Annotated in this window: 26 protein-coding genes, 1 tRNA gene and 4 pseudogenes; 21 read left to right on the top strand and 10 right to left on the bottom strand. The window is 31.7% G+C overall.

Annotation, left to right across the window (positions count from 1 at the left end; all coding sequences use genetic code 11):
- Positions 1–13: 13 nt before the first annotated feature.
- Both GM3709_RS12530 and GM3709_RS19205 read right to left on the bottom strand, forming a co-directional pair.
- Positions 14–568, bottom strand: a complete 555-nt coding sequence (locus GM3709_RS12530; protein ID WP_066119813.1) for a hypothetical protein — start codon at positions 566–568, stop codon at positions 14–16.
- 32 nt (positions 569–600) lie between these two features.
- Positions 601–1,758, bottom strand: a pseudogene (locus GM3709_RS19205) (IS630 family transposase).
- Positions 1,759–1,932: 174 nt separating this feature from the next.
- Between GM3709_RS19205 and GM3709_RS19790 the strand changes: the two are divergent.
- Positions 1,933–2,484, top strand: a complete 552-nt coding sequence (locus tag GM3709_RS19790; RefSeq protein WP_082712998.1) for a WYL domain-containing protein — start codon at positions 1,933–1,935, stop codon at positions 2,482–2,484.
- A gap of 13 nt (positions 2,485–2,497) precedes the next feature.
- On the opposite strand, the gene GM3709_RS12510 is transcribed toward GM3709_RS19790, so the two are convergent.
- On the bottom strand, positions 2,498–2,785 hold the full coding sequence (locus GM3709_RS12510) for a DUF2103 domain-containing protein (RefSeq protein ID WP_066119808.1): 288 nt from the start codon (positions 2,783–2,785) through the stop codon (positions 2,498–2,500).
- Positions 2,782–3,087, bottom strand: a complete 306-nt coding sequence (gene clpS, locus GM3709_RS12505) for an ATP-dependent Clp protease adapter ClpS (protein ID WP_066119806.1) — start codon at positions 3,085–3,087, stop codon at positions 2,782–2,784. The genes GM3709_RS12510 and clpS overlap by 4 nt, the downstream gene beginning before the upstream one ends.
- Before the next feature lie 335 nt (positions 3,088–3,422).
- Here clpS and asnS point away from each other — a divergent pair, with 335 nt between their 5' ends.
- A complete protein-coding gene (gene asnS, locus GM3709_RS12500) occupies positions 3,423–4,817 on the top strand; it encodes an asparagine--tRNA ligase (protein WP_173645716.1) in 1,395 nt (464 codons plus the stop codon).
- Between the two features lie 133 nt (positions 4,818–4,950).
- Here asnS and GM3709_RS12495 read toward each other — a convergent pair whose 3' ends face one another.
- Positions 4,951–5,874, bottom strand: coding sequence for an IS5 family transposase (locus GM3709_RS12495; RefSeq protein WP_066117675.1), 924 nt, complete (start codon positions 5,872–5,874; stop codon positions 4,951–4,953).
- On the opposite strand from GM3709_RS12495, the gene GM3709_RS12490 reads away from it, so the two are divergent.
- The 5 genes from GM3709_RS12490 (at position 5,857) to GM3709_RS12470 (ending at position 10,074) form a co-directional block, all read left to right on the top strand.
- The gene (locus tag GM3709_RS12490) at positions 5,857–6,426 is read left to right on the top strand and encodes a hypothetical protein (protein WP_144439442.1); all 570 of its coding nucleotides are present in this window, start codon (positions 5,857–5,859) and stop codon (positions 6,424–6,426) included. The genes GM3709_RS12495 and GM3709_RS12490 overlap by 18 nt on opposite strands.
- Positions 6,427–6,628: 202 nt before the next feature.
- Complete coding sequence (locus GM3709_RS12485; protein ID WP_066119803.1) at positions 6,629–7,621, top strand: transposase family protein; 993 nt, start codon at positions 6,629–6,631, stop codon at positions 7,619–7,621.
- 221 nt (positions 7,622–7,842) lie between these two features.
- Positions 7,843–8,505: a TIGR00266 family protein gene (locus GM3709_RS12480; protein WP_066119801.1), complete on the top strand. Its 663-nt coding sequence runs from the start codon at positions 7,843–7,845 to the stop codon at positions 8,503–8,505.
- Between the two features lie 4 nt (positions 8,506–8,509).
- Positions 8,510–9,187 (top strand): TIGR00266 family protein, encoded by a 678-nt coding sequence (locus GM3709_RS12475; RefSeq protein ID WP_066119799.1) that lies wholly within the window; start codon positions 8,510–8,512, stop codon positions 9,185–9,187.
- A 182-nt stretch (positions 9,188–9,369) separates the two neighbouring features.
- A complete protein-coding gene (locus GM3709_RS12470) occupies positions 9,370–10,074 on the top strand; it encodes a TIGR00266 family protein (RefSeq protein WP_066119797.1) in 705 nt (234 codons plus the stop codon).
- Positions 10,075–10,119: 45 nt separating this feature from the next.
- Here the strand turns inward: GM3709_RS12470 and GM3709_RS12465 are convergent, their stop codons facing one another.
- A complete protein-coding gene (locus GM3709_RS12465) occupies positions 10,120–10,953 on the bottom strand; it encodes a biotin--[acetyl-CoA-carboxylase] ligase (RefSeq protein WP_066119795.1) in 834 nt (277 codons plus the stop codon).
- Between the two features lie 19 nt (positions 10,954–10,972).
- Here GM3709_RS12465 and GM3709_RS12460 point away from each other — a divergent pair, with 19 nt between their 5' ends.
- The 3 genes from GM3709_RS12460 (at position 10,973) to GM3709_RS12450 (ending at position 13,260) form a co-directional block, all read left to right on the top strand.
- Positions 10,973–11,407, top strand: coding sequence for a DUF3038 domain-containing protein (locus GM3709_RS12460; protein WP_066119792.1), 435 nt, complete (start codon positions 10,973–10,975; stop codon positions 11,405–11,407).
- A gap of 100 nt (positions 11,408–11,507) precedes the next feature.
- Entirely contained in the window at positions 11,508–12,269 is a 762-nt protein-coding gene (locus tag GM3709_RS12455) for a DUF2092 domain-containing protein (protein WP_066119790.1), read from the top strand.
- Between the two features lie 97 nt (positions 12,270–12,366).
- Complete coding sequence (locus GM3709_RS12450; RefSeq protein WP_066119788.1) at positions 12,367–13,260, top strand: DUF6515 family protein; 894 nt, start codon at positions 12,367–12,369, stop codon at positions 13,258–13,260.
- 26 nt (positions 13,261–13,286) lie between these two features.
- Here GM3709_RS12450 and nadC read toward each other — a convergent pair whose 3' ends face one another.
- Complete coding sequence (gene nadC, locus GM3709_RS12445; RefSeq protein ID WP_066119786.1) at positions 13,287–14,147, bottom strand: carboxylating nicotinate-nucleotide diphosphorylase; 861 nt, start codon at positions 14,145–14,147, stop codon at positions 13,287–13,289.
- A gap of 158 nt (positions 14,148–14,305) precedes the next feature.
- Between nadC and GM3709_RS21460 the strand changes: the two are divergent.
- A pseudogene (locus GM3709_RS21460) lies at positions 14,306–14,428 on the top strand (RNA-directed DNA polymerase); the annotation flags it as partial.
- Positions 14,429–14,742: 314 nt separating this feature from the next.
- Positions 14,743–16,794, top strand: a complete 2,052-nt coding sequence (locus GM3709_RS12440; protein ID WP_066119785.1) for a GspE/PulE family protein — start codon at positions 14,743–14,745, stop codon at positions 16,792–16,794.
- A 395-nt stretch (positions 16,795–17,189) separates the two neighbouring features.
- On the opposite strand, the gene cbiB is transcribed toward GM3709_RS12440, so the two are convergent.
- Complete coding sequence (gene cbiB / locus GM3709_RS12435) at positions 17,190–18,143, bottom strand: adenosylcobinamide-phosphate synthase CbiB (protein WP_082713068.1); 954 nt, start codon at positions 18,141–18,143, stop codon at positions 17,190–17,192.
- Positions 18,144–18,172: 29 nt separating this feature from the next.
- Complete coding sequence (locus GM3709_RS12430) at positions 18,173–18,574, bottom strand: helix-turn-helix transcriptional regulator (protein WP_066119780.1); 402 nt, start codon at positions 18,572–18,574, stop codon at positions 18,173–18,175.
- Between the two features lie 126 nt (positions 18,575–18,700).
- On the opposite strand from GM3709_RS12430, the gene queC reads away from it, so the two are divergent.
- From queC to eno, 4 genes are all read left to right on the top strand, one after another.
- Positions 18,701–19,375, top strand: a complete 675-nt coding sequence (queC, locus tag GM3709_RS12425) for a 7-cyano-7-deazaguanine synthase QueC (protein WP_255359698.1) — start codon at positions 18,701–18,703, stop codon at positions 19,373–19,375.
- Between the two features lie 205 nt (positions 19,376–19,580).
- Positions 19,581–19,654, top strand: a tRNA-Met gene (locus GM3709_RS12420).
- 238 nt (positions 19,655–19,892) lie between these two features.
- The gene (locus GM3709_RS12415) at positions 19,893–20,642 is read left to right on the top strand and encodes a DUF3887 domain-containing protein (protein ID WP_066119777.1); all 750 of its coding nucleotides are present in this window, start codon (positions 19,893–19,895) and stop codon (positions 20,640–20,642) included.
- A gap of 28 nt (positions 20,643–20,670) precedes the next feature.
- A complete protein-coding gene (eno, locus tag GM3709_RS12410; protein WP_066119775.1) occupies positions 20,671–21,960 on the top strand; it encodes a phosphopyruvate hydratase in 1,290 nt (429 codons plus the stop codon).
- Positions 21,961–22,039: 79 nt separating this feature from the next.
- On the opposite strand, the gene GM3709_RS12405 is transcribed toward eno, so the two are convergent.
- Positions 22,040–22,435 (bottom strand): DUF4278 domain-containing protein, encoded by a 396-nt coding sequence (locus GM3709_RS12405; protein WP_231937559.1) that lies wholly within the window; start codon positions 22,433–22,435, stop codon positions 22,040–22,042.
- Positions 22,436–22,778: 343 nt separating this feature from the next.
- On the opposite strand from GM3709_RS12405, the gene GM3709_RS12400 reads away from it, so the two are divergent.
- The 5 genes and pseudogenes from GM3709_RS12400 (at position 22,779) to GM3709_RS12380 (ending at position 26,917) form a co-directional block, all read left to right on the top strand.
- Positions 22,779–23,471, top strand: a complete 693-nt coding sequence (locus GM3709_RS12400) for a Crp/Fnr family transcriptional regulator (RefSeq protein ID WP_066119771.1) — start codon at positions 22,779–22,781, stop codon at positions 23,469–23,471.
- A gap of 170 nt (positions 23,472–23,641) precedes the next feature.
- The gene (locus GM3709_RS12395; protein ID WP_066119769.1) at positions 23,642–24,586 is read left to right on the top strand and encodes a DUF6208 family protein; all 945 of its coding nucleotides are present in this window, start codon (positions 23,642–23,644) and stop codon (positions 24,584–24,586) included.
- A gap of 142 nt (positions 24,587–24,728) precedes the next feature.
- Positions 24,729–25,259, top strand: a pseudogene (locus GM3709_RS12390) (arsenic resistance protein); the annotation flags it as partial.
- A gap of 187 nt (positions 25,260–25,446) precedes the next feature.
- Positions 25,447–26,052, top strand: a pseudogene (locus GM3709_RS12385) (arsenic resistance protein); the annotation flags it as partial.
- 88 nt (positions 26,053–26,140) lie between these two features.
- Positions 26,141–26,917 carry a M50 family metallopeptidase gene (locus GM3709_RS12380; protein WP_066119767.1) on the top strand — a complete coding sequence of 259 codons (777 nt, stop codon included), beginning with the start codon at positions 26,141–26,143 and terminating at the stop codon, positions 26,915–26,917.
- Positions 26,918–26,927: the final 10 nt, after the last annotated feature.

Below are 26,927 nucleotides of genomic sequence, written 5' to 3'. Positions count from 1 at the left end.
TAATAGTCTTGAATTAACAAACCCAATATTCTGTCTTTTTTTGAATGGCATAAAGATATTTTTGAATTTTCGCACCAATTAAGTAAGCATTAGTTCCCAAAATAGCCTTATAATTAACGATTTTAGAATTAGAAAAAATAACTTTTACTGTAGGACAAGAAAGTTGTATATCTCTAGTTTTACCTTTGATTTCACCAAAAGTTCCTCCTTGTTCTGGCACTAGCAAACAAGTTATATATTGTTCTTTAATAGCTTCAGTTAATTTTGGAGATAAAGCTACACATGAGCTATCAAGATTAGAAACTTGTATTTTTAATCCTCTAATTGCAGTCTGCTTATCACAATAACGTTTCTTAAATATATCCTGATTAAATTCAGACTCTAAGCTAAAAGAAACAATTAAGTTGTCTTCTCTATTTTTAGCTCTTTTAACTTGACAGTAAAGATCAGCAAACTGAATATTCTCAGAATTAGGTAGTGTTTCTTGAAACTCTTTAACGGATTTAAACCAAGATAAATCGTAATACTTTAAAAGATGCAGTAAATCATAATAAGCTATTGTTTCCACATCAGTAATTATATGATTAAGCTAAGACGCATTTAACTTACATTGATTAATTCACCCTTATTCTTAAATTTTTTACTCCAATTAATTACTAAACTTCCTTCATTTAATAAGTAATTTACTGTTTTTTCTAGCTGTTCTTTATTTTCAAAGTTTCTATAAGCTATATATTCCTTTGCCGAATGCCACACTAATTCTATTAAGTTATAATCTGGACTATATACCGGTAAATATTCTAGTCTTATATTCGGTAGATTTTTTTCTATTTTTTCTACTATTTCCTTTTTTTTATGGAAACTTGCGTTGTCTAATATTATGATTATTTTCGGACCACATTCTTTAAAATCTTTTTCATCATTTCCCTTACTTACCCATTCATTTTTTATTTCTTCCCATAACTTTTTTAATTGTTCACAAAACGTTTCTGAATCACCTTTTTTTATTACAAAACATCTTCTTTTTTTATCCGAATATCTTATTCCTCCCATGATATTTACTCTTCCTCTTCTTCTTTCTCCCTTCACCTTTTTTCTTTTTCCTTTTTTCGTCCATGTTTTTCTTCTTATCACCCTTAAACTAAAACCACATTCATGAGGGGCTGTGTGGCGAATTTAGTTCGCCACTTTAAACGCCCCATCCCAAAACCATACTTGAACTAACTCAGGATTCTCTTTACCTATTTCTATGTAATGTTCTAATTTTTCTTTAAATGCTTTTCTTTGTTCTTGATTTTGTTTGTCTTCTAAACTATATTTTCCCCAAATATAACTATACTTTTTTCTTTTTAATATCCTCACTACTTGTGATTTGCTTAATTTAATTCCTGTTTCTTTTTCCAAATGTTCTGATAATCTTTGCCCCGTCCATCGACCAAAATCATATCCAAAATCTTCAGGATTTTTATCAACTACTTCTAATAATCTTTCAATATATTTATCCGTTGCTTTTGTTTGGTTTCCTTTTCTTCTTTTATCTTGCAATGAATCTACATTATTAGGATTACCATGAACTGCCCAGTAAGCCACCGTTTTGGGGGAACAACCCAAAAAAACTGCTATTTCTTGATAATTTTTACCATCATTCTCTAATAAAAATATTAAAATTCTTTCCCTGACTTCCGATCTCTTTTCTATTTTTAAAGCATCTTGTAGATACTTTCTTTCTTCCTCTGACAAAAAATTTTTAGAAGGCATAAATCACACCTAAGTTTTATCTTTTCTGACTTAAATTATATACCAAATCAATGCGTCTTAGCTTATCTTTTCGTTTCTTTCAATGGTTAAAAGATAATGTGGAAGTATTTAGCTTATATAAAGCAAGTTTAGGGTTTATTTGGGCATAATTTTTGTCTAAGTACCGTTAATCAGATTAGTAATGAGTTTGAAGGGTGGCGAAAAGCCATCGATTTTCATTTAAGCGAACAAAAACCCTTTCTATTAATTTATGAAAATAAAGACAAAGAGCAAGAAATTTTTAATGTTTGCTATGGTGAAATCCGATTCCACGAAAAAAGATTTTATTTAGACGCATGGTGTGAAGAAGTTAATCCAACCCATGAGTTTCCCGAATTAACTCATAATCGGTGTTTTCGATTGGACAAAGTTAAAAATATTCTCAAATCTAATAGCCGTTGGCGAAAAAAAGGTTTCGATTTTATTGAAGTTACTTTAAATTTTTACGGTAATATGATTAAAGCTTATGAGTCAAAATTAGAAGATATAACAGTTATCACAGAAGACGATCGAAAAAGCGATAAATTAGTAATAGTCAGAAAAGTTAGTAATCCTTTTTGGTTGATTGGAGAAGTATTACCCTATGGAAGAAATTGTGAAATCATTCATCCTCCAGAAGTTAGACATAAATTTATAAAGGAAATTAACATTATTACCAATATGTATAAGGATGGAGAAGCAGTTTAGCATTTTATTGTGCCTAAATAATTTCTGCAATAATACTTTCTAATTCATTTTGAGTTAATGTGGTAATGATAAAAACTTCTTGAACACTTTTTCCACATCTAGCAATGAGTTTATAACCTCCCCTAATTGGTACGGAAACCTTTAGTTTCATGTGGGGGGAATGACTACGAGATCGACTCAAAACAGCAGGAGTAACAGTTTTGATGCCATCATAAATGACAAGTTTTTCTAAAATAGGAATTAAGCCATCAAGGTGGGTGGAGTGATTCCAAACGATTCTACCATCCGATGATTTACTCATGCTTCCTCCAAAGGTGCCATCGTTAAACCTTCCCGTCTTAATTGTTGATGATATAACTCTGCTTGTTCTAACGGGCCACTCCATACTAAGGCTTGTCCGTCAAAATGTACTTGATTTGTTAATTCCCATGCTAAATCTTGAGTCATGTTAGGGATATATTTCAGCAAACAATTCGCCACATGATCAAAAGTATTAAAATCGTCATTTAGGACAATTACTTTAAAATTAGGATAAGGTTTGCGAATAACTTGACTGGATTTAGTAGGAGCAATAATTGTACTTTCTAAAACCGTTGGAGTCATATTTTCAATTGCTTAATAAGGAATGTTAACTTGAAGATTTGATTAAACATAATTAAATTATATAATAATAATCATTATTTGAACAGTAAATCGATCGACCATCTCTATAACTAAATGAGTAATGATAATTGTGGATGATTCCAGTGGATTTTAAAATATAGCAATACTTAGTAAATTTTAATAAATTTTGGTTTAATTACTTTTGATTAAGCAAGGTTAATAAGATTGAATATTTCATTTTTTTATAGGGATAAAATATTTTAAAAATAGTAATTATTTATTTATTTGCTTTTCATTTATGTTATAATATTAAAGAAAAATATTAAAAAAAAATTATGACTATTCATAGTAAAATTATTCATATTTTAAGACAAGGCAAACCTGAAGAAAACATCAAAATTCAGGGATGGGTGAGAACAAAAAGAGAATTAAAAGAGTTTGCTTTTATTGAAGTTAATGACGGTTCATCTTTAGCTAATCTACAAGTAGTTTTAAATCAAAATTTACCAAACTATGAAACGATCGTAAAAAGACTAAATACGGGAGTTTCTTTAACGGTAGAAGGTGTTTTAGTCGAATCTCCAGCCAAAGGACAAAGAATCGAATTAAATGCTAATTTTGTCGAAATTTTTGGGGATTGTGATCCTGAAACTTATCCCTTACAAAAAAAACGTCACTCTTTTGAATTTTTAAGATCGATCGGGCATTTAAGAGGAAGAACAAATACGATCGGTGCAGTGATGAGAGTAAGAAATGCTTGTGCAAATGCGATTCATCAATTCTTTCAAAATAAAGGTTTTTTATGGGTACATACTCCCATTATTACAGCGAGTGATTGTGAAGGTGCAGGAGAATTATTTACTGTCAGTAACTTAAACTTTGACAAAATTTTACAGAATAAAAAAGAAAAAATAGACTATTCAGAAGACTTTTTTGGCCGACAGGCTTACTTAACAGTTAGTGGTCAATTAGAAGCAGAAATTATGGCCATGGCGTTTCAAAATGTCTATACTTTTGGCCCTACTTTTAGAGCAGAAAATTCTAATACTTCTCGTCATTTAGCAGAGTTTTGGATGGTAGAACCTGAAATAGCTTTTTGTGATATTGAAGGGGATCAAAATTTAGCAGAAGAATTTTTAAAATATGTCTTTAAATATGTTTTAGATAATTGTCCTGAAGATTTAGAATTTTTTAATCAAAGAATCAATCAAAATGTGTTAAGTAATGCCCATAATATTATTAACAATGAGTTTGCTAGAATTACTTATACTGAAGCTATTAATCTTTTAGAAAAAGCCGATCGAGCTTTTGAATATCCTGTCGAATGGGGCATTGATTTACAATCAGAACATGAAAGATATTTAGCAGAACAATTATTTAAAAAACCAGTAATAGTAACTAATTATCCAAAAGATATTAAAGCCTTTTATATGCGTTTAAATAATGATCAAAAAACCGTTGCCGCTATGGATATTTTAGCACCCAATATAGGAGAAATTATCGGCGGTTCACAAAGAGAAGAAAGGCTCGATATTTTAGAATCTAGAATTACTGAATTAAATATCGATCGAGATAGTTTATGGTGGTATTTAGACTTAAGAAGATATGGTACAGTACCTCATGCTGGATTTGGTTTAGGATTTGAAAGATTAGTCCAATTTATGACGGGAATGGAAAATATTAGAGATGTAATACCTTTTCCTCGCACTCCCATGAATGCAGAATTTTAAAAACCTTAAATTCCTCGTTAATTTCTGTGAAAATTTTTGGGAGCATCCCATTTTTGCAGATACACTAGGCTTTGTTGCATGAATTAATAAATAGTGAATTTTGTTTCAACAGGTGCGACCACAAACCTTATATTTATCCGTTATTAACTATATAGCTATCTGGTTTAGCAATTTTTATCATTCTATTTAACAACAGACATTGAACAAATAACTCTACTGCCTGATTGTCAAAATCTCGACTACTTACTTTGCCTCCAAATATTGTTTTTAACCTAAACATTGTTGTTTCCGAAATAGAACGTCGATGATAGCCACTTTCTTCTTTCCATTCTTTTCTTCCTATTTCTTCTATTCTTTCAATATTTTTATTTCTGTCCCCATCCATATCTGACCATTTTTGAGCATTTTTTTGTGGTGGTATTATTGCTTTTGCCCCTCTTTCTTCTATTGCTTGATAACATTTTCTTTTGTCGTAAGCACTATCGGTGGATACTTGCTCTATTTCTCCCTCGATGATTTCTAATAAACTCTCCAGCACATCACTGTCATGACAATCATTTGTCGTTACCTCCGCTACTAGAATTTCTCCTGTTTTTTCATCTACTGCTAAATGTAATTTTCGCCATGTTCTTCTTTTACTTACACCATGCTGTCTAGTTTTCCATTCCCCCTCCCCATAAACTTTCACTCCCGTCGAATCAATGACCACATGACGTGAACCGGCGGTTTTCTCTAGGGGCAAAGCTACATCTAGTTTTTTTGTTCGACGAGAAACGGTACTATGATCTGGTACAGGTAAATCAATTCCCATCAAGGAAAAAAGTGATTCAAGAAAACCCTCGGTTTGTCTGCCAGGTAATTGAAACAAAGATTTAATCATGAGAAAAGTGAGTATTGCCTGAGAGGAAAAGTAATAACTAGCCCCTTTTCTTCCAGATTTTTCTGTTACTAACCAATGAGATAGTGCCTCCTCAGAAATCCAAAATGTGAGACTACCTCTTTGTTTTAAGCCTTGATCATATTCCGACCAATTTCTCAGATGATATTTTTGTTTCATAGTCAATGTTTTTATCTTGAGACCATAGGAGATGTTATTATTTTATACGCAAAAGGAGTTGAATCTATCATTCATGCAACAAAGCCGATACACTATATCAGTTCTAATCGTCAAGTTTCCCAGAAAAATAAAAAATTTGTCAGGGTAAAAGACTTAGAAATTCCTGAAGAAGGTTTATTAGTTTATTTAAAAGAATTTGGCATAGTTAAAGTATTTAAAAAGATGTTCAAAAACGAATATCGTTATTATGCTATATGGTTATCAAATTCTGAGGAATTAAATGAAATAAATACGGAAACTTTTAACTCAATTCATGACAAATATTGGGGAATAGAACAATATCATAGAGCCTTAAAACAACTATGCAATATTGAAAGATTTCAAGTTAGGAAAACCGAGGGAATCAAAACCCATATATTTAGTTCAATTGTCAGTTTTATCCAATTAGAATTAGCACGATTTAATTCAGAAATAATAAATTGGTATGACCTGAAAAGAAATATGTTTAATGAAATAATTCGTTTTTTTATTATGAATCATTTACCTGCATAATTTATTAAAAAATTACTTGGTTTCTAATCAGATTAAAATTAGATGAACATATTTTTCCTTTTTTGTCAATGCGTAAGTCCTAACTTAGCATTTTTTGTTTACCAACTATTTTATTATTTTACAATAGACATCTCCAAAATATAATAATAATCAAAAATTGGTATAATTTTCTTAATTTTTAGATAGGTAGAGATCGGTAATAATGAATAACTATACTTGGATTTATATTCAAAATCATCCTAAAGAAACTAAAAGATTATTAGGCATCAGTTACGAACAATTACAGCAATTAGTTGATTACCTGAAATTTCTGGAAGATAATGAAAATAAAGGAAAAGAAAAAAAGAAAATTAGAATCAATAAATCTGGCGGTGGTAGAGATGATAAAATTAGTAAAGAAGAGCAAATTATTTTGACTTTAATTTATCTTCGCCATCATCTTAATTTCCAATTATTGGCACTAATGTTTCAAATTAGTGAAAGTACCGCTCATAATATTTTTCATAAATGGCAAAAATTCTTGGAATCTGCATTACCATCTTCTCTTTTAGAACAAGTAAAAAAGTCCGAAGAAAATCTGGAAGAAATTCAGCAAATATTAACTAATTATGAATTAATTGTAGATACCCAAGAACAAGAAATAGAAAGAAGTTTAGAGTATGAAAAGCAAAAAAAGCATTACTCTGGAAAGAAAAAAATGCATACTTTTAAAAGCCAGATAATTTGTTTACCAAAAGCTGAAGATATTGTCGATGTAGTTGCTGGTGAACCTGGGCCAAAAGCTGACATAACTATTGGTCGAGAAAATGCTGATAAGTTTGATGAAAAACAAAGATTTAGTGGGGACAAAGCATATGTAAGTGAACCGCAAATAAAAACACCGAAAAAGAAGCCTAAAAATGGAGAGTTAACTCAAGAAGAAAAAGAAAAAAATAAAGAAATATCCTCCGAAAGAATTTTTGTAGAACATATAATTAGAATTATCAAAATATTTAAGGTAATGGAAGAAAGATTTAGGCTTAAAAAAGAAAAATATGAATCAGTATTTAATACCGTATGTGGATTGGTAAGATTAAGAATAAGAAGTTTGATAATTAAACATTGTAAAAATATGAAAACAGGAGCAGTGATTGATGTTATTTTAACTCATATTTTTTCCTCAAAATTGCTTTTTCTTGATTTTTCTACAGAATAATAAGACTTTTAGTCGATGCACCCATCTTCTCAATATAGGTTTCAAAAGTCTATAGTCAAAAGGTTATAAATTTTTGGAGATGTCTAATATTTAAGATCGTTAAAATTACACAACGTTATTCCGTTATTACAATAAGATGAGAACTTAATGATTTTTTTATATCTCGATCGAGCTTTATCCATTAATATTATGAATATGACAGGATTACTAAATCTTAAATCATGAAATATAAAATTGAATATCGTCCCGCTTTTGCGACTATTTTTGTAACTTTAGAACCAGGTGAGAGAATTATAGCTGAAGCAGGGGCAATGGTAAGTATGGATGCAGATGTTTTCATGAGTACACAATTTTCAGGAGGGTTAATTCCAGCCCTAATGCGGAAATTTTTTGGCGGAGAATCTTTGTTTGTCAATGTTTTTCACAATAAAACCCGTCAACCTTTAAATGTCGTTTTAAGTCAGTCTGTCATTGGAGACATTGAAGTCCTAAAACTCGAAGGAAAAACCGTTTGCCTACAACCGGGCGCTTATATTGCCCATGCAGGAGGTGCAAAAATGGGAGTGAGATGGGCAGGTTTTGCCAGTTGGTTTGCCGGAGAAGGTCTATTCAAATTACAATTTAGTGGTAAAGGACGAGTTTTGTTTGGTAGTTATGGGGGGATTACCAAAAAAGAAATTAGCGGAGAATTTATTGTTGATAATAGTCATCTTGTGGCCTACGATTCTAGTATTCAAATGAATATTGCCTTATCTGGGAATATCCTAGCCTCTCTCACTTCTGGGGAAGGTTTTGTTAATAAATTAAAGGGTAGAGGTACTATTTATCTTCAATCTCGTAGTGTTAGTGGTTTAGTCGGCTTTTTACGTCCTAAAGTACGTTAAATTTATGGATATTGAAATTTTACAACGACCTGATAGTTCGATTGTCAAAGTTACCATGGCCGCCCAGGAAGAATTAATGGCGGAAGCTGGTGCTATGATTGCTATGAGTGATTTTATTAATGTTAGCACTACCCTCAGACAAGGAAAAGGAGGGGGTATTATGGGCGGTTTAAAAAGGATGATGGCAGGAGAATCTTTATTTTTAAGTGTATTTCGTTGCTATCAACCTAACGGTGAGATTTTTCTTGCCCCTCGTCTCATGGGAGATTCGATCATTTATGAAATGAAAGGTAATGAATTAATAGTGCAATCTGGTTCTTATTTAGCCTCCTCTTCTGGAGTGGATTTAGATTTAGGATTTCAAGGATTAAAATCTTTTTTTTCAGGAGAATCCATTTTTTGGCTTAGTATTACAGGTTATGGCCCAGTGGTTTTAAGTTCTTTCGGCGGTATTTATGACATTGATGTAGATGGAGAATATATTGTTGACACAGGACATATTGTGGCTTTTGAAAAAACCTTAGACTTTAAAGTTACTAAAGTGGGAAGTAATTGGCTAGGTTCATTTTTAGGGGGTGAAGGTTTAGTCTGTCGTTTCTTTGGAAAAGGAAAAGTCTATTGTCAAACCCATAACCAAGGTGGTTTTGGTCGTGTAGTGGGTTCACAATTACCACCTCGTTAGTAAGTGTATAATTTAGTGAAAAAGTATTTTAATGAAATAAATAATAAGAAATTAAAAAAAAAGTTTTATTAATTTTTTACAAACATTAAAATGGAGATTAAATAGGTTTTATTTTAGAAATATAATGTCATAAAATTAGAAAAAATTTATTAATTATTCATTTGTTATTAATTATCAAAATTATGTCTAATCAATCATCTATAAAATATCGTATAGAACATAATCCATCTTATGCTTTTTTGATTTTAGAATTACAGACAAATCAAACTGTTTTTGTTGAGGCTGGGGCAATGGCCGCAATGGATTCTTGTATTGAAATGAAGTCGAAAATGCGAGGAGGATTGGGTAAAAGTGTTACGAGAATGTTTGGCGGTGAATCTTTGTTTTTGAGTGAATTTACTGCAAAAAAATATCCCGGAGAATTATACCTTTCTCCCGGAGTACCGGGTGATGTAAGAAATTATTATTTGGATGGAAATTGTAGCTTAATGATTCAATCATCGGGCTTTGTTGCTTGTAATCCAACAGTAGAAATTGACACAAAATTTCAAGGTTTTAAAGGGTTTTTTAGTGGAGAATCTTTATTTTTATTAAAAGCTACTGGTGTTGGTGATATTTGGTTTAGTTCCTATGGTGCTATTATTGAAGTAGATGTGAGAGATAGTTATGTGGTAGATACTGGTTATATCGTTGCTTTTGAAGATACTCTTAACTATAATGTTGAGATGATGGGGGGTTTATCTTTTCGTAGTTTGCGCACTGGAATTTTGGGCGGTGAGGGCTTAGTTTGTCGTTTTAGTGGGAATGGTAAATTATGGTTACAGTCTCGCAATTTATATCCTTTACTGAATTTTTTAAATCCTTTTAGACCTGTTAAAGGCGATTAGAATTTAGATACAATAGACTGAGAATATTAAATACTTGAGATAATTTTAAACTTTTATTTCACTTAAGGTTACTATATAAAATTGTTCAGGAGATTTATGATAGGAAATACGATAATTTTGAGGAGATAAATTTATTTTACTACTAGCACCGGAAGAAGATAATTTTATTTGTAAATTACCTTGATTATTAATTCCTAAAATTTCTCCTTTAAATTTTTCTAAAAATACTTTTTCATTAAGATTATAAAGAGACTTATTATAATTATCAACAATATCATTAATTCCCAATTTTAGATATTTTTCATAACCATTTAAAATCCCAAAAGTAACAATTTCTTCTAATTGATGTAATGATTTTATGCTACTTTTTTTTTCTCTTGTAAGAAAAACATTTAGGCTAATACCATTACACGGATAAGAATTTTCATAGTTAATTCCTACACCAATTACAATAGTCTTAATATTCTTTTTTTCTGTTTTAGTTTCACATAAAATTCCCCCCAATTTTTTATCTTGTAAAATTAAGTCGTTTAACCATTTTATTTTGACAGGAATATCCCATTGATTTAATGCACTTACGATGCCAGAAATACTCCAAAGCGTTAAGTGATTGATGTATTCGATCGACAAGTTTAAATCTAATACCATGCTCAAGTATAATCCCCCTAAACTCGATCGCCAAATATTACCTCGTTGTCCTTTTCCTGCGGTTTGTTGTTTAGCGATTACCACAAAAGGAGGGGAGATATTTTCTGAAAGTAATTGCCATGCTTGGGTATTGGTAGAAGTTAAAGTGTCATAAACATAACCAGTAATGGTATTTTGCTTTACAATTAAAGAAGAAAAGTTATTGGGTAAATTGAAAGTTATTTGCTCCATATTATTATTTATATTTCCTATGAATGAAGAACAAGAAAACTTAATTGATGTAGAAAAAGTTAACAATACTCCTCATAAAATAAAACTAATTTATTTAGGAATTTTAGCATTAGGTATTAATTTAGATTCCAAAGTTATTCCTAAAAGTAAATCAGAATTAGATATATTAATTGAGTACTTAGTAGAATTATTACAAAAAAATGATGAATTAATCAGAAGAGCTTGTTCTTTACTAGAACAAATTGATAACTCTGAAAATGTTAATTATTATTATGGTACGGTAAAAGATTATTTAGATAAATTTCTTTTTTTAGCAGAATCTGATCCAGTTTTAAGTATAGAAATTACCTCAGAAGAAAAAAATATTATTCCTTTAAAAGTATTGACTGATTTACTTTTTTATGGAACTAATTCAGGCAAATTATTTTTAAAACAACAATTGCAATGTTTGTAAATAAATAAGTTTCAATAAATTTCCTAAAGAATTTAGTATCAAAATCATCGATCGAGGTTAATAATAGAATTAGTAATCACATTAACTATATTTATTATTTATGATTCGTTTTCGCATCTTTTTTGCGTTAATAATTACCATTACCACTACTTTTATATTGACAGAAAAAATACAAGCTCAAAATGATGATAATTCTCAATCATTAATAACCAGCGAAGAATTATTAAATCAAGTTTGTGATTTTCTCAAAAGTAAAGAATCTTTTGGGGTGGAAATGGATATTACCTATGACAATCTCTTAAATTCAGGTTCAAAAGTTCAATATAGTGGCTATCAAAGCGTTGTAGTTAAAAAACCAAGTTTTTTGCAAAGTAATTATATTGGAGATCAAGGCAACAGAAATTTTTATTATGATGGTAAAACTTTTACCTTATTTTCTCCAGATTTTAACGTATTTTCTACTCAAAATGCTCCTTCCACTCTTGATGAATTAGTTAATGATATTGAGGAACAATACGGTTTTACAGTCCCTATGTCAAATTTATTTATTAATAATCCTTGTAGTGTTCTTCTTAAGGCAACAGAAAAACCCTTATTTATTGGTAGTAATTTAGTAAATCGAAAAGAAACTGATCATTTACTTATCGTAACTGATGATTGGGACGGGCAATTATGGGTTAGTCAGGATGATCCACCTTTAATTTTAAAAGCCATAATTACCTATAAAAACTTGCCTAATTCTCCTCAATATACAGTGTTATTCTCTAATTGGAATTTTGAACCTTCTATTACTAATGAGACTTTTAAATTTACTCCAAATAAAGATACTACGCAAATTGAAATGTTACCTCCTAGTGAATAATTTATATATAAAAAAATATAAAAATTACAAAAGAGATAGATAGAAAAAACATTATTTACATTGTAATTAATCCTTAGTTAGAAAAGGAGTTTATTTTATGAAAAATTTGACAAAAAAATCTTTTATTTTTATTTTCACCATTGTCTTGATAACTGTAACTATTTTCTCCGATGCTGTCTATGCAGGAAGAAGAGGAGGCGGTGGTGGTTCAAGAGTCAGTGGTTCAAGAAGTGGTAGTGTAAATCGATCGAGCGGTTCAAGAAGTGGTTCAAGAGGAGGGGGTGCTTCTCCCAGAGTCAATAGTCGTACAAGTGTACAAAATAGAGGTAATTTTAGTAATTCTTCTCAAAGTCGTCAAGTTAACCGCAGTCAAAATCAAGGCGATCGTCAGGCTAACCGTAGTCAAAATCAAACCAACCGCAGTCAAAATCAAGGCGATCGTCAAGCTAACCGTACTCAAAATCAAGGTAATCGTCAAGATAACCGAAGCAACAATCAAAGTAATCGTCAAGATAATCGTAATCAAATTCAAAACGATCGTCAAGATAACAGAGGAGATCGTCAAAATAACCGTAATGAAAATATAAATAATCGTCAAAATAATCGTCAAGACTTCGTTAATGATAATTGGTATGGTGGCGGTTGGTATGGTAGAGGTTATTACGCACCAACGGGATGGGGTGCTTGGACTGCGGCGGTAGGATTTACCACAGGGGTAATACTGGGTGCAACAGTTAATTCACTTCCTCCTTATTACGATACTGTTTATGTAGGATCAACTTCTTATATCTATTCCGATGGAGTTTACTTAGAGCCTGTTAATGATTCTTATACGGTTATTTCTCCTCCTGTGGGAGTTGTGGTTAGTTATTTACCCGATGGCTGTACAGTTTTTCAAGAAAATAATGTTCAATATTATGATTGTGGTGGAATTTATTATCAAACTTTTTATCAAAATGGAAGTACCGTGTATCAAGTTGTTGAATTTTAAAGATTTTAGCCTTTGGTTAATCACTATCAACGATCGAATCTCATGCTAATATCTAACCAACTCGATCGAGTTATAGTCGCACTGGTTGAAATATAATCAACTCCTGTTTCTGCAATGTTCTGAATATTAACAAGGGTGACATTACCAGAGGCTTCTATTTTGATAAGGGGGTTTTCCTGTCGAATTAAGGATACTGCTTTTTTCATATCTTCTACTGCCATATTATCTAACATAATAATATCTGCTTGATTCAATATAGCTTCTTGCACTTCCTGTAAATTAGTCGTTTCTATCTCAATACTTAAAGGATAAGGCATGGTTTTTCTGATGAGTTTGATTGCTTTGGTAATGCTTCCCACCGCTTGAATATGGTTATCTTTAATCATGATACCGTCATCTAATCCCATACGATGATTTATAGCACCTCCCACCCCAGAAGCATATTTTTCGAGGATTCTTAAGCCGGGAGTAGTTTTGCGAGTATCTACTAATTTAGCTGGATAGTCTTGTATCGCCTCGACATATTTTCTTGCCATTGTGGCAATACCACTTAATCTCATGACTAAATTAAGGGCAAGTCTTTCTCCTGTGAGTAAAGTTTTCATTTTCCCTTCTATTTCCATGATTTTGGTATTTTGTGTCAGTTTTTCTCCTTCAGACGCTAAATTTTGCCATTTTATATTTGTTTCTAATAATTGAAAAACTTTTTCTGCAATAGGTAATCCGGCAATAACTCCTTCTTCTTTAATGATCCAATAGGCTTTAGTAACAGGAGATTCAACAGGAAAAAGACAATCGGTAGTTCGATCGCCTCGTCCAATATCTTCTAAAAGCCAATCATGTAATAATTTATCTAAAATCAAAGGAGAAGGAATAGGAGTTGGCATTATCTTTAAATCAGGTAAGAAAAAAGGGAAAAGAGATTATCGGTAGTTAAATAAAATGAGAAGAGTAATTAGGTTATAATTCCTGTATCATAACGTTTTTAGGTTAAAATGAGAGAAACAACATCTTCGTCAATGCCACAATTGTTTCGCTACTATGTATGGAAGATAGAATCAAACAAGGCTTAGTCAAATTAGCAATAGAACCCCAATTTTAACCAAATAGCTATGGATTCCGAACAGCAAGGTCATGTCATGATGCAATAGAACAAATATTTACTGCTCGATCTACTGAGTTTTGCATATTTTACAAGTCTCAGAGATTGCACGAATTAGAGGAATTTTAGGTTATGCTTTCTTTGGATGAATCGGCAAAACAATACTATCATGTAGGATAGATATGCCTTTAAAGTCTCTCCTGTTTAATATTTTTTCAAAATCTTATCTTTTTTTTTATATATCAGTTTTGTCACCTAATTTTTAACTATAATCAGTTTTAAGACTAGAATCCTGACTTTCGTTTTCACTTAAAATTATTTCTATACCTAATCATTTATTCTCTTCTGTTATCTGTAAAATTATATATAAGGAAAAAACTATGACTCAGACCCCTATTTCTTCTTCTACTCAAAAACAAGAAAAATTAAGAACAGCTTTAGTTAGTCCTGATTATTTTAATCCTTTCGGCAATAAATTAATACAATCAGGATTCATTAATAAGGAACAATTAAAAAATGCTCTTGTGGAAGTCAGAAAAACGAAAAAACCTCTTGTCAAAGTTTTAGAGCAATTAACTCAAAGGGCATTATCCCCTGAATTAGTCAGACAGTATAAGCAACATCATCTTTTTGAACTAAAAATTCTTTATGGTGTTGATTGTGTGGATCCTGAGTCAGAGGACATAGCTTCCGAGCATATGACGGAGTTAATCGAGTCTCTTGTACCAATACAAGTATGTCGTCGTCATAAATTATTACCTTTACAACGTATTGACGGTGAACCTCCCATGTTAGTCATTGCCATGGTTAATCCTGATGATTTACAGGCTTTAGACGATGTGAAACAGTTATTAAGGTCTAAAGGATTAGGATTACAAAGAATCGTTATTACTGAAGAAGATTATGATAAATTATTACAGAAATATTACGAAGAAGAAAAAGAACGGCAAAAAATACAGGAAGCTCAGAAACAGAAAAAAGAGTTAGATAGATTAGGCGATGTTAGCGATATTGTCGGTGATTTGGGAGATCATGCCCTAGATGATGCTGATCAAGAAGGGGGAGATGATTTAGCCTCATCTAGTGAAGCCAACCAAGCACCAATAATTGAGTTAGTCAATAAAATTTTAATTAAAGCGATACAAGAGGGTGCTTCAGATATTCATGTTGAACCTCAAGAAGAAAATTTCCGGGTGCGGTTGCGTAAAGACGGTGTCTTGCGACAATATTTTACTCTTCCTAAGCATATTATCCCAGCCGTAACTGCTCGTTTTAAAATTATGGGAGAATTAGATATTTCTGAACGTCGCTTACCCCAAGATGGCAAAATTCGTCGAAAATTTCAAGGACGCACAGTTGATTTTCGGATGAACACTTTACCCAGTCGTTATGGAGAAAAAGTTTGTCTGCGGATTCTTGACAATTCTGCTACTCAGTTGGGTTTGGATTTTTTGATCAGTGATCAAGAGACATTAACTAAGGTGAGAGATATTGCAAGTCGTCCTTTTGGTTTGATTTTAGTTACAGGCCCTACTGGATCTGGTAAATCTACCAGTTTATATTCGGTTTTAGCAGAAAGAAATGATCCGGGGGTTAATATTAGTACAGCAGAAGATCCGATCGAGTATGCTTTACCTGGTATTACTCAGGTTCAGGTAATTCGAGAAAAAGGTATGAACTTCGCTTCTATTTTACGAGCATTCATGCGTCAAGATCCTGATATTATTCTTGTTGGAGAAACCAGAGATGCTGAAACTGCCAAAACTGCTATCGAAGCCGCTTTAACTGGCCACTTAGTCTTAACCACTTTACATACAAATGATGCCGCAGGTGCGATCGCTCGTTTAGATGAAATGGGAGTTGAACCTTTTATGATTTCTGGTGCATTACTAGGAGTCTTAGCACAACGTCTGATGCGCCGAGTTTGCACCCAATGTAGAGAACCCTATAATCCTACCAGAGAAGAATTAGCCCGTTTTGGACTATCTGCATCTAATGAAGAATCGGTGACTTTTTATCGTGCTAAAGCATTAAATGGAGAGGCTTTACAGACAGCAACAAATAATGGAACCGTTTGCATAAAATGTGGCGGTAGTGGTTATAAAGGACGGGTAGGAGTTTATGAGTTTATGGTTATGAGTGAAAGACTAGAAAAACTAATTAACCAAGGGGCAACCACCGACATGATTAAAGAAGCGGCTGTAGAAGAAGGTATGACGACTATTTTGGCTTATAGTCTCAATTTAGTTCGTGAAGGGCATACCACTTTAGAAGAAGTTGAAAGGGTAACATTTACTGATTCCGGTTTAGAATCTGAATTAAAAGCTAAACGAAAAACATCTTTGGTTTGTAGTAATTGTAATGCAGAACTAGAGCAACAGTGGTTAGATTGTCCTTATTGCATGACTCCTCGCTTTAGTGAACATCACTAACTTAAATTTACCTCAGTTCGACATAAAATTTTTGATTAAGGTAAAATCTCCTTACCTACCACTGTTAAATCCTTATTACCTGAGTTCGAGAAAAAATCCTTGATGTAGAGTAGGTAGTTTTTAGGCTTTAGGGTTTAGGTTCTAAAAATACCAAATCCAATTGAATTATTTAATTAAATTAATCTAAGTGAAATCAATTGTTAACAGTTTTTCATCAATTATTTACCTAATACCTAACAAGTAACACCTAACAACTAATACCTTGCTATTACCCATACATTTGGCATCGAACTGAGGTTTATTAATAATAAGGTTTCTAACATCGAACTCAGGTGTATTTCGAGCCATTTTTGTACTAAAATTTTTTAAAGTGCCGTTAATAAAATATTTCCTACCTAAACCAAAAATTTTTTAATCAGGGTGATCACAGATAACCATAAGAAAAAACAATTTCTTGTTAAGGATAAGGCTTTTTCGATCGAGTTTATATCAATTTGTTTTTCAGATTTTCCTAACAAGGGTTTATATTTCTTTTCTCCTTTATAAGTATTTTCTCCTCCTAGTTGCACTCTTAAAATCACCGCATAAATAGCTTCACTCCATCCTGAATTGGGACTAGGATCCTTGTAAGCATATTTTTTGCATTCTGTAATATGTTGAATTGGTTTACCGGATAAAACTCCCAAAGTTAATACCGTGAGACGGCACGGCAACCATGTCAAAATATCTTCTAATTTTGCACTAAACCAACCTATATCAATAAATGGCTCTTTTTTATAGCCGATCATCGAATCCAATGTGCTTACTGCTTTATAGCCGATTGCAAAAGGAACACAACCAATAACAGGAAAAAATACCCCCAACAAAGCATAAAATAAAGGTGCTGTAACACCGTCAACACTATTTTCTGCCACAGTCTCTAAAACTGCTCGTAAAATTTCATCTTTAGATAAATTATGCGTATCTCTACCCACATAAAAACTAAGACGATAACGAGCTTGAGATAAATCATCTTGTTTTACATAAAACAGCACATCTTCCGCCGCTTGACGCAAACTTTTTCCGGCAAAACAACTAGCTAATAAAATTACTTGTACAACAATTCCACCATAATAATTAATCTTGGTAGCAACTGCTATTAATAACCACGTTACTCCACCGCTACCAATTATTAATCCTAATCCTAAAAGAACTCCTGCTATCTTTCGCCACTGTTTATTTTCCACTCGATCGACTATAAATTGATGATAACCTTGAATAATCCATCCCATTACTTGTACAGGATGAATCCAACCCCAAGGATCACCGATAAAGTAGTCTAAGATACAAGCTAACCAAATAATATTCACCGGTTTAGAATTCAACTTCTAATTAATTTTCAATTATCTTCACTTTCGTCTAAATGTTCAGCAACCGATCGATATAATTCTAAAACATGATGATCTAAAAGACGATAATAAACTTTTCTTCCTATTTTTTGATAAGCTACTAGACGCATTACTTTTAATGTTCTTAACTGATGAGAAACAGCCGATTCACTCATGTCTAAACTTGCCGCCAAATCACAAACACATAATTCCTGTTGAGCTAATATAGAAAGAATCCTCAAACGGTTAGAATCTCCCAATAAGCTGAAAAATTCTGCCATTCTCTGTGCTTTATCATTACTCAAAATTTGAGTTTTACAAGTATCAATTAGTTCTTTTTCAATGATATGAGGGGTACAAGGAATTAAGTCAGTTTTTTCTTTCACGAATTTTTGGGAATGAGAAACATTCATATTTGACAAATTAGGTTGATTAAGAATTGATATAATTATTTTTCGTTGTAGCTAAATCACTGTGGGAAAAAATCTCTCGCAAAGACGCAAAGACGCAAAAAATATTATTGTCAATATATCATATCAATCCTAAAGAGTTTTATCATGTCCAAAAAAGCTATTGTTTTGTTATCAGGAGGGTTAGATTCTGCTACCAGTGCTGCGATCGCAAAAAAAGAAGGATATGAGACAATTGCCTTATCATTTCGTTATGGACAAAGACACGCAAAAGAATTAGAAATTGCCCAAAAATTAGCCCCAAAACTAGGTATCGAAAAACATTATATCATTGATGTAAACCTCTCTTTATGGGGCGGATCCTCTTTAACTGATGATAATTTATCCATTCCTCAAGATGGCTTGAAACCTGATGAAATTCCCTCAACTTATGTACCCGGTAGAAATACTGTTTTTATTGCGATCGCTCTTTCCCTAGCAGAAGCAACTCAAGCTGAAGCCATTTATTTAGGCATTAATGCAGTTGATTATTCTGGTTATCCTGATTGTCGCCCCGAATATTTACAAGCCTTTCAACAACTGGCTAACCTCTCATCAAAAGTTGGTATTGAAGGAAATCCCCCTCAATTAATTGCACCTCTTGTAACCCTCTCAAAAGTCGAGATTGTTAAAAAAGCGATCAAGTTAGGTGTACCGATCGATGAAACATGGTCATGTTATCAAGGAGACGAAATCCCTTGTGGAATCTGTGATTCTTGTCGCATTCGTGATCAAGCCCTACTCCAAGCTGGTTATGTACAATGAAGTTATAACGTATTCACTCTTGATATATGTTTTAATCATCTAAATAGAAGTATCATCTGGGAAGTCTTCTTTTTGCCAAAATGCGATCACGCAGTGCAGTTTCACGATCGCTCGTATCCATTCTGCGAAAACTATACTTATTACTAATTTACATCAAAAACCAGGTTGCACAATACAAAAATTATAGTTATTATAGTAAAAGTATCGCGGGATAGAGCAGCCAGGTAGCTCGTCGGGCTCATAACCCGAAGGTCGGTGGTTCAAATCCGCCTCCCGCCATTTAATGGTTATTGCTATGTTTTTATATATTTATTGTTGATACAATAAGAATCTTATCACAATATTTGATTTGATGGTATGGGGTCAAAATAAATTACTATTTATTCAAAATAAATTACTATTTATATCGAAAGTGAGGGTATCATAATTTTTAGTAAATGGGAACAAAGAAGGGTTAAAATTCAGTGTGGGATGTTATTTAAACAACCCGAATTAACTTATTTAACAACTTGTTTTCATGAAAATCAGTAGATTTATTAGTGTTAGTTGTTTATCTCTCTTTTTAGGAGGGATAGCCTATCAATCTTCGAGTTATGCCGAGAAATCAGATAATCAAATATTAATTTCTCAAGCCAATAATCAAGAAAACTCTGCAACTCTTGAGGCAAAGGGCAAAAAAATTATTGATTTGTTTTTTGGTGAAAAATTTGATAGTCTCTCAGAATTATTTAGTCCTCAATTACAAAAAGAAATCTCTCCGGATTTTATTAAACAAGTGTGGGACAATACACAAAAAAGAAATGGTAGTTTTAAAAACATAGAAGATACTAAAATTGTCTTCACTCCCGGTAGTGATTTAGCTGTTTTTACCATTAACTTCGAGAAAGTTACTCAAGATTGGATTATCATTTTCAATGACGATGCAGAAGTAATTGGGGTAGATATTCCAACTTCTTTAACGATCGACGAGATTTCGCAAAACTTCATCAATTCTTTAGGTAGTGGAGATTATGCCAAAGCAAGAATACGCTTACATCCTTTTTTAAAGGAAAGAATTTTTGCGGAGCAATTACAAACTGCATGGGAAAATTTTACTCGAAGTAAAGGTGAATTTAAACGAATTACTAATACGAGTGTTAGAAATGGTTCAAAAAGTGACGATACTGACGTAGTATTTTTAGATGTTGAATTTAGTCAAAATAAAGAACAAATCTTAATTATTTTTGACAGTTCTAAGAGTATCATTGGGGTAGATTTTATTCAATAATGGATTACGTATTATATAGGTTGGTGAAATGTTAGAACAAGAACCGATATTGATTGAAGAAATTACGGCTAGAGAAATTTTAGATTCTCGTGGGAAACCCACAGTAGAGGCAGAAGTTCGCTTATCCAGTGGTGCTGTTGGTTTAGCCCAAGTACCTAGTGGTGCTTCCACAGGTAGTTTTGAGGCTCATGAATTGCGAGATGATGATCCCAAAAGATACGGTGGTAAGGGAGTGCTAAAAGCGGTTGATAATATCCTTGACAAAATTGAACCTGCATTACTTGATCTCGATGCTTTTGATCAAGTGGGTGTTGATACTGCGATGATTAACCTTGATGGTTCTCCTAATAAAAAAAATTTAGGTGCTAATGCTATTTTGGCCGTATCTTTAGCCAATGCCAAGGCGGTAGCTGGAGAGTTAGGTATTCCTTTATATCGTTACTTAGGTGGTCCTTTATCTAACGTCTTACCTGTACCGATGATGAATGTGCTTAATGGCGGTTCTCATGCAGATAATAACGTAGATTTTCAAGAATTTATGATTATGCCTGTGGGTGCGGAGACTTTTTCTGAGGCATTACGTTGGGGGGCGGAGATTTTTGCTTGTTTAAGTAAAGTTCTAAAGGAGAAAAATTTACTTTCTGGGGTTGGAGATGAAGGGGGATATGCACCCAATTTAGGTTCTAATCAAGAGGCTTTAGATTTGTTAATTCAAGCGATCGAATCAGCAGGATATAAACCGGGTGAGGAAGTTGCTTTAGCGATGGATGTTGCCGCTAGTGAGTTTTATAGGGAAGGACAATATATTTATGATGGTTCAGCTCATTCTCCCATGGAATTTATTAATTATTTGGAAGAATTAGTCGGTAAATATCCGATTATTTCCATTGAAGATGGTTTACATGAGGATGATTGGGATAGTTGGAAATTACTTACTGATAAACTTGGTTCTAAAATTCAGTTAGTCGGTGATGATTTATTCGTGACAAATATTACCCGTTTGCAAAAGGGTATTGATTTAGGAATTGCTAATTCTATCCTCATTAAACTTAATCAAATCGGTACTTTAACCGAAACGATGCAAACTATTGAACTAGCTACTCGTAAAGGTTATCGATCGGTTATTAGTCATCGTTCAGGAGAAACTGAAGACACGACGATCGCTGATTTAGCCGTTGCTACCCGTGCAGGACAAATTAAAACTGGTTCTCTGTGTCGTAGTGAAAGAGTCGCTAAGTATAATCGTTTATTGCGTATTGAACACGAATTAGGCGATCGAGCTATTTATGCTCCTAAAGTTGGTTTAGGGCCTCTTTAAAAAATAATTATAACAACCAGAGGAAGAATTTATAAGATAATTTAGTTTTTCTTTCCTGGTTGTCTTTTTATTTTATCATTTAGTTACTCATGGCTAATTCCTGAGACTCTTTTCTTAACATCTGTAGCAAATAATCATTATGATTTTCTTCTGCAACTTTCATTCTTCTTTCTAAATTTCGTCTCAAGTTTTGTAAATGTACGTCTTCTAATTTATAGTGATACACTTTTGAAGAAGTATTGGAATAGTTCTCGATCGTGGTTACTAAATTTTCACCACTCATAATAGGAAGTGCATTGGGACAAGTACTATAACTAACGCCACGGTAATTCAAACCCAATTTTGGACGTAATTGAGGAATATGTCTGGGTAATTTATAATTCCATTGACAACCTCTATATTTACCGATAATATCACTCTCTTTCATCTCCAATAAAGATGTTTCTGATTGATATTGATTGCTACGATATTTCATTTTCATATTATTAACTTCCAAAAAAAATAAGTTTATATACGACGACACTTTTTTTAGTAAGACACTTTTAGAATAAATATTTTTTTATTTTCTGTATCCATTTTTACATTTTTAAAGATTAAAGTAAAGGGATTATAATGAAAACTTAATATTTTTAATAATTCTTATGGTTAATTAACAATTACAAAAAAATCCTTTAATTGAAGATCAAAATTAGAAACTTCTAAAGGGATTGGTTTGCTTATTAAAAAAATAATGAAACATATAATAAATTGTTGAATGTTCATAGCAAAAATCTAGTAGAATGCAGAAAATCTTAAAAACTAGGTATTATTAACTTTTCATGGAGACACAAGAAATTAGCGAACTTTTTTCGTTATTTCATAATTTGAATACGGAAACCATAGAATGGCTTTTGTCTATGGCAGAAAGAGATAGTTATGATTCGGAAGAAGTCATTATTGCAGAAGATAGTTGGGGAAAAGCAGTTTATTTCATTGTGTCGGGATGGATAAAATTAGAAAATATTTATTCTCAAGAAATTATTACAGTAGAAATTATCGGAAAAGGTGGCTGTGTAGGAGAAGCGGGTGTTTTAGATGGTATAAATCATAATAGCAGAGTTGTTGCTATTTCTGATGTGGAAGTTTTAAAAGTATCTGCCCAGAGATTTATTCAAATATTATTTAGAGATTCTCAAATACAAAACCGTTTTTTAAAATTAATGGTAAGTCGAGTAACAGAATATCAAAAATATTGTCAGTTTTATCGTCAAACAGGAAAAGTAAAACTCGCTACAATTTTAATTTCTTTAGCTGATAAATATGGACAAATAACAGAAAAAGGGGTAAAACTTTATAATTTTCCTATCCAAAATTTAGCAGATTTAGCTCAATTAAACTTAGAAGAATGTACTCAAATAATATATAAATTAGAACATAAGAATTTAATTAATATTGATTTGAATTCAGAAAGTCTTTATATTTCAAATCTTAAACAACTTCATCATATTATAGGGAAATTAGGCAATGAATAAATTAATAGTGTTAGTCTTGAAAATCTTGAAATGATTTCACCAAATTCTATTTAAAAGCTTTCTAATATTATTAAAGAAAGGTATTATGAAATAAAAATAGTTTTTCATCAAATTTAGAGATACATAACAACAAAATTTATCCACTCTTATTTTAAGATTAATTTAAAATTGTGAATACTGCTAATCTTTTTTTCACTTTAGATATTCTTTTAGCTTTTTTATCTTTTATTTTTGCTAAAATTAATAAACTTTTTATAGGAAATTTATATACTTTATATTTAATTTTTAACAAGAAAAAATCAAAACAATGGCGGGTTATTGATAATGATTTAGTCGCATCTAGTCTTAATTTAGGAGTATTAATGACAAAAGCTCCCCGTTGGAATACTCATGCCATTATTGGTACATTAGGCCCTTTTTCTGTTAATAATTCTTTAAGTATCGACTTAAAATCTGGAAATAATTCCTGTGAATCATGGATTGCTATTTTTTATAATTTTCCTGATTATCAAACTATAACAACTATTGAATCTAATCAAGTTAATAAAGAAGAAGATTGGCATTCTATTAACCTCAAAAAAGGTAAATATACTATTGGTTTAAGATATTATAACTATTTCGATCGACTAATTTTACCAGCAGTTAAAATTGATGGAGAAACTATTACTTTTGAACAAGAAATACCTAAAGATAGTAATAGATTTTATGAAACTTTAATTAACCGTAAAAATTTTTACTTTTTAGCCATTCATTATTATATTTATACAATTTTTAAATATAGAAAATATTTATCTGAATCTTTTGTTAAAAATGAATTTTTGCCCGTAGGTGCAACGGATACTGAATTTTTTTATGATTATTTAGATAAAGGAGAATCATTAATCATTGAAGTTGATGAATTTACTCTCAAAACTTACGATATTTATATCACAGTTTACGATCGATGTAGCCTACCTATTAGTTTTTTTAAACTATGTGAATTAAAACAGAATACAATGGCTATAAAAAATAAAGGTTACTATTTAATTAGAGTGCGCAGAAACGAAAATTTATCGAATAAATTTGCAGATTTAAACATTAATTTAACAAAAAAAGAGATAACATATCCTGCTTAAAAGGTGAAAGATGAGTTTAAAAAACTAACAACTAACTTTATGTAAGATATTCAAATCAAGTTTTATTGTTTTAGTAAAAGTGATAACATTATATGTGTTAAGTTATGACAGATATTAAAACAATTTTTTTTGATTAGTATTTATGGACAATTCAGTAAAGCCCTCTTTGGTAAAAGCAGGTAATAATCTTAGTTTCTTTGAAAAATATTTAACTTTGTGGGTTGTTGCTTGTATTATTTTGGGAATTGGTTTAGGGCGAATTTTCCCAACCGTCGCCAAAACTCTTGATGCAATGAGTATATATAACGTTTCTATTCCCATCGCAATTTGTTTATTTTTTATGATGTATCCTATCATGGTAAAAATAGACTTTTCTCAGGCAATGAAAGCGATACAAACTCCAAAACCTGTCTTATTAACTTTAGTCGTAAATTGGTTAATTAAACCTTTTACCATGGTTATTTTTGCTCAATTTTTTCTAGGTGGTTTATTTTTTCCCTTACTGACTCAAACAGAAGTTATCAGAGGAGTTGAAGTTACTTTGGCAAACTCTTACATTGCCGGATGTATTTTATTAGGTATTGCTCCTTGTACGGCAATGGTATTAATGTGGGGTTATCTTTCCTATGGCAATCAAGCACATACTTTAGTGATGGTAGCAGTTAATTCTCTTGCTATCGGTACTTAAACAAAAAAATATCAAAATATTAGTTTCAAACCTTTATTAATCAAAGACTTTACTTCGATTGATAGCCTTTCCTTTTATAACCAGGGTTTCAGCTATTTTTATAGTGTTGACGTAAATGCTTTAATCTGAGAGGATTTCAAGCAGTTTTTGATTAAAAATTTTTCAAAGTACCGCTATGTTGTTTTTATATGCACCTTTGGGTAAATGGTTATTATCAGTAAATAATTTAATTGTACCTTGGGAAACGATCGTATTGTCGGTGTTAGTTTATGTGGGATTGCCTTTAATTTGTGCTGTTTTTAGTCGTTATTGGATTTTTAAATATAAGGGCAGAAAATGGTTTGACACAAAATTTCTACAATATCTTTCTCCCATTGCAATTTCCGCCTTATTATTAACTTTAATCCTTTTATTTGCTTTTAAAGGAGAACTAATTGTTAATAATCCTTTGCATATTTTATTAATAGCAATTCCTCTATTTATTCAAACTAATTTTATCTTTTTAATTAGCTATGTTATCGCTTTAAAACTTAATTTATCCTATGAAGATTCTGCACCTGCGGCATTAATTGGGGCTAGTAATCATTTTGAAGTGGCGATCGCCACTGCTGTAATGTTATTCGGGTTAAATTCTGGGGTTGCATTAGCTACAGTCGTGGGAGTTTTAATTGAAGTGCCAGTTATGTTAATGTTAGTAGAGATTTGTAAAAAAACAGCCCCTTGGTTTAAAAGAGAACCAGATAAAGCCACTTTACTCGATCCTCGATTAATTCATTAGCTTTTTTTGTTTTTATTGTTAGTGTATCTCAAAAATAATATAGTTACAATGAAAATAATGGTTCAGATTATTTTTATTTATACTGAAAATGAATAATAGAGATCTTTCTTCACTCCCTCAAACTACTTTTTCAAAAGAAAAAATGGGGATTTCGTGGTTGATAGCGGCAACAGTAACCACGATAGTTTTATGGCAATTTTCTTGGGGAAATTACATACTATATCCTTTCAGTATTTTAGCAACTTGGTTTCATGAGATGGGACATGGACTTACTGCCATGTTATTAGGAGGTAATTTTCAGAAATTAGTATTATTTAGTAATGGATCTGGAGTAGCTTATCATTCAGGACATTTGTTTTTAGGAAGAATCGGACGAGCATTAGTTTCAGCCGGAGGACTTTTAGGCCCTGCGATCGCAGGTTCACTATTTATTATTTCAAGTCGTCGCTATAAAACTGCCCATTATACTTTAATGTTTTTAGGTTGTTTTTTACTTATTTCAGTACTTTTATGGGTAAGGTCTTTCTTTGGTATAATAGCGATAACTCTTTGGGGATTAGGAATTATTTATCTAAGTTATAAAACAGATAAAGAAGTACAAGGTTTTGCCATTCAATTTTTAGGAGTTCAAGCGATTATTAGTTGCTATCATCAAATTGGTTATTTATTTATGAATAATGCAGTAATTAATGGGCGATACATGACTTCGGATACAGGACAAATTGCAAAACAATTATTCTTACCCCATTGGTTTTGGGCTATTCTGATTATTATAGCAACGATTTTATTATTATTTTATAGTCTTCGGATTGCTTATTTTGATGAGTACAAAATATACTCAAAAAAACGAGATAATGATATTTAACATCCTGTTA

The sequence above is a fragment of the Geminocystis sp. NIES-3709 genome, assembly GCF_001548115.1.
Lineage (GTDB): Bacteria > Cyanobacteriota > Cyanobacteriia > Cyanobacteriales > Cyanobacteriaceae > Geminocystis.
This window is presented reverse-complemented; position numbering and strand designations above follow the sequence as displayed.

Bases quoted from the DNA above. Each gene is read 5' to 3' on its own strand.
- GM3709_RS12510 (WP_066119808.1), bottom strand. From the start codon at position 2,785: ATGAGTAAATCATCGGATGGTAGAATCGTTTGGAATCACTCCACCCAC.
- GM3709_RS12475 (WP_066119799.1), top strand. From the start codon at position 8,510: ATGGATATTGAAATTTTACAACGACCTGATAGTTCGATTGTCAAAGTT.
- GM3709_RS12460 (WP_066119792.1), top strand. From the start codon at position 10,973: ATGAATGAAGAACAAGAAAACTTAATTGATGTAGAAAAAGTTAACAAT.
- clpS (WP_066119806.1), bottom strand. From the start codon at position 3,087: ATGACTCCAACGGTTTTAGAAAGTACAATTATTGCTCCTACTAAATCC.
- GM3709_RS12440 (WP_066119785.1), top strand. From the start codon at position 14,743: ATGACTCAGACCCCTATTTCTTCTTCTACTCAAAAACAAGAAAAATTA.
- GM3709_RS12380 (WP_066119767.1), top strand. From the start codon at position 26,141: ATGAATAATAGAGATCTTTCTTCACTCCCTCAAACTACTTTTTCAAAA.
- eno (WP_066119775.1), top strand. From the start codon at position 20,671: ATGTTAGAACAAGAACCGATATTGATTGAAGAAATTACGGCTAGAGAA.
- GM3709_RS12405 (WP_231937559.1), bottom strand. From the start codon at position 22,435: ATGAAATATCGTAGCAATCAATATCAATCAGAAACATCTTTATTGGAG.
- GM3709_RS12430 (WP_066119780.1), bottom strand. From the start codon at position 18,574: ATGAATGTTTCTCATTCCCAAAAATTCGTGAAAGAAAAAACTGACTTA.
- GM3709_RS12485 (WP_066119803.1), top strand. From the start codon at position 6,629: ATGAATAACTATACTTGGATTTATATTCAAAATCATCCTAAAGAAACT.
- GM3709_RS12450 (WP_066119788.1), top strand. From the start codon at position 12,367: ATGAAAAATTTGACAAAAAAATCTTTTATTTTTATTTTCACCATTGTC.
- GM3709_RS12465 (WP_066119795.1), bottom strand. From the start codon at position 10,953: ATGGAGCAAATAACTTTCAATTTACCCAATAACTTTTCTTCTTTAATT.
- GM3709_RS12495 (WP_066117675.1), bottom strand. From the start codon at position 5,874: ATGAAACAAAAATATCATCTGAGAAATTGGTCGGAATATGATCAAGGC.
- nadC (WP_066119786.1), bottom strand. From the start codon at position 14,147: ATGCCAACTCCTATTCCTTCTCCTTTGATTTTAGATAAATTATTACAT.
- GM3709_RS12470 (WP_066119797.1), top strand. From the start codon at position 9,370: ATGTCTAATCAATCATCTATAAAATATCGTATAGAACATAATCCATCT.
- GM3709_RS12480 (WP_066119801.1), top strand. From the start codon at position 7,843: ATGAAATATAAAATTGAATATCGTCCCGCTTTTGCGACTATTTTTGTA.
- GM3709_RS12455 (WP_066119790.1), top strand. From the start codon at position 11,508: ATGATTCGTTTTCGCATCTTTTTTGCGTTAATAATTACCATTACCACT.
- GM3709_RS12490 (WP_144439442.1), top strand. From the start codon at position 5,857: ATGATATTTTTGTTTCATAGTCAATGTTTTTATCTTGAGACCATAGGA.
- GM3709_RS12415 (WP_066119777.1), top strand. From the start codon at position 19,893: ATGAAAATCAGTAGATTTATTAGTGTTAGTTGTTTATCTCTCTTTTTA.
- asnS (WP_173645716.1), top strand. From the start codon at position 3,423: ATGACTATTCATAGTAAAATTATTCATATTTTAAGACAAGGCAAACCT.
- GM3709_RS12400 (WP_066119771.1), top strand. From the start codon at position 22,779: ATGGAGACACAAGAAATTAGCGAACTTTTTTCGTTATTTCATAATTTG.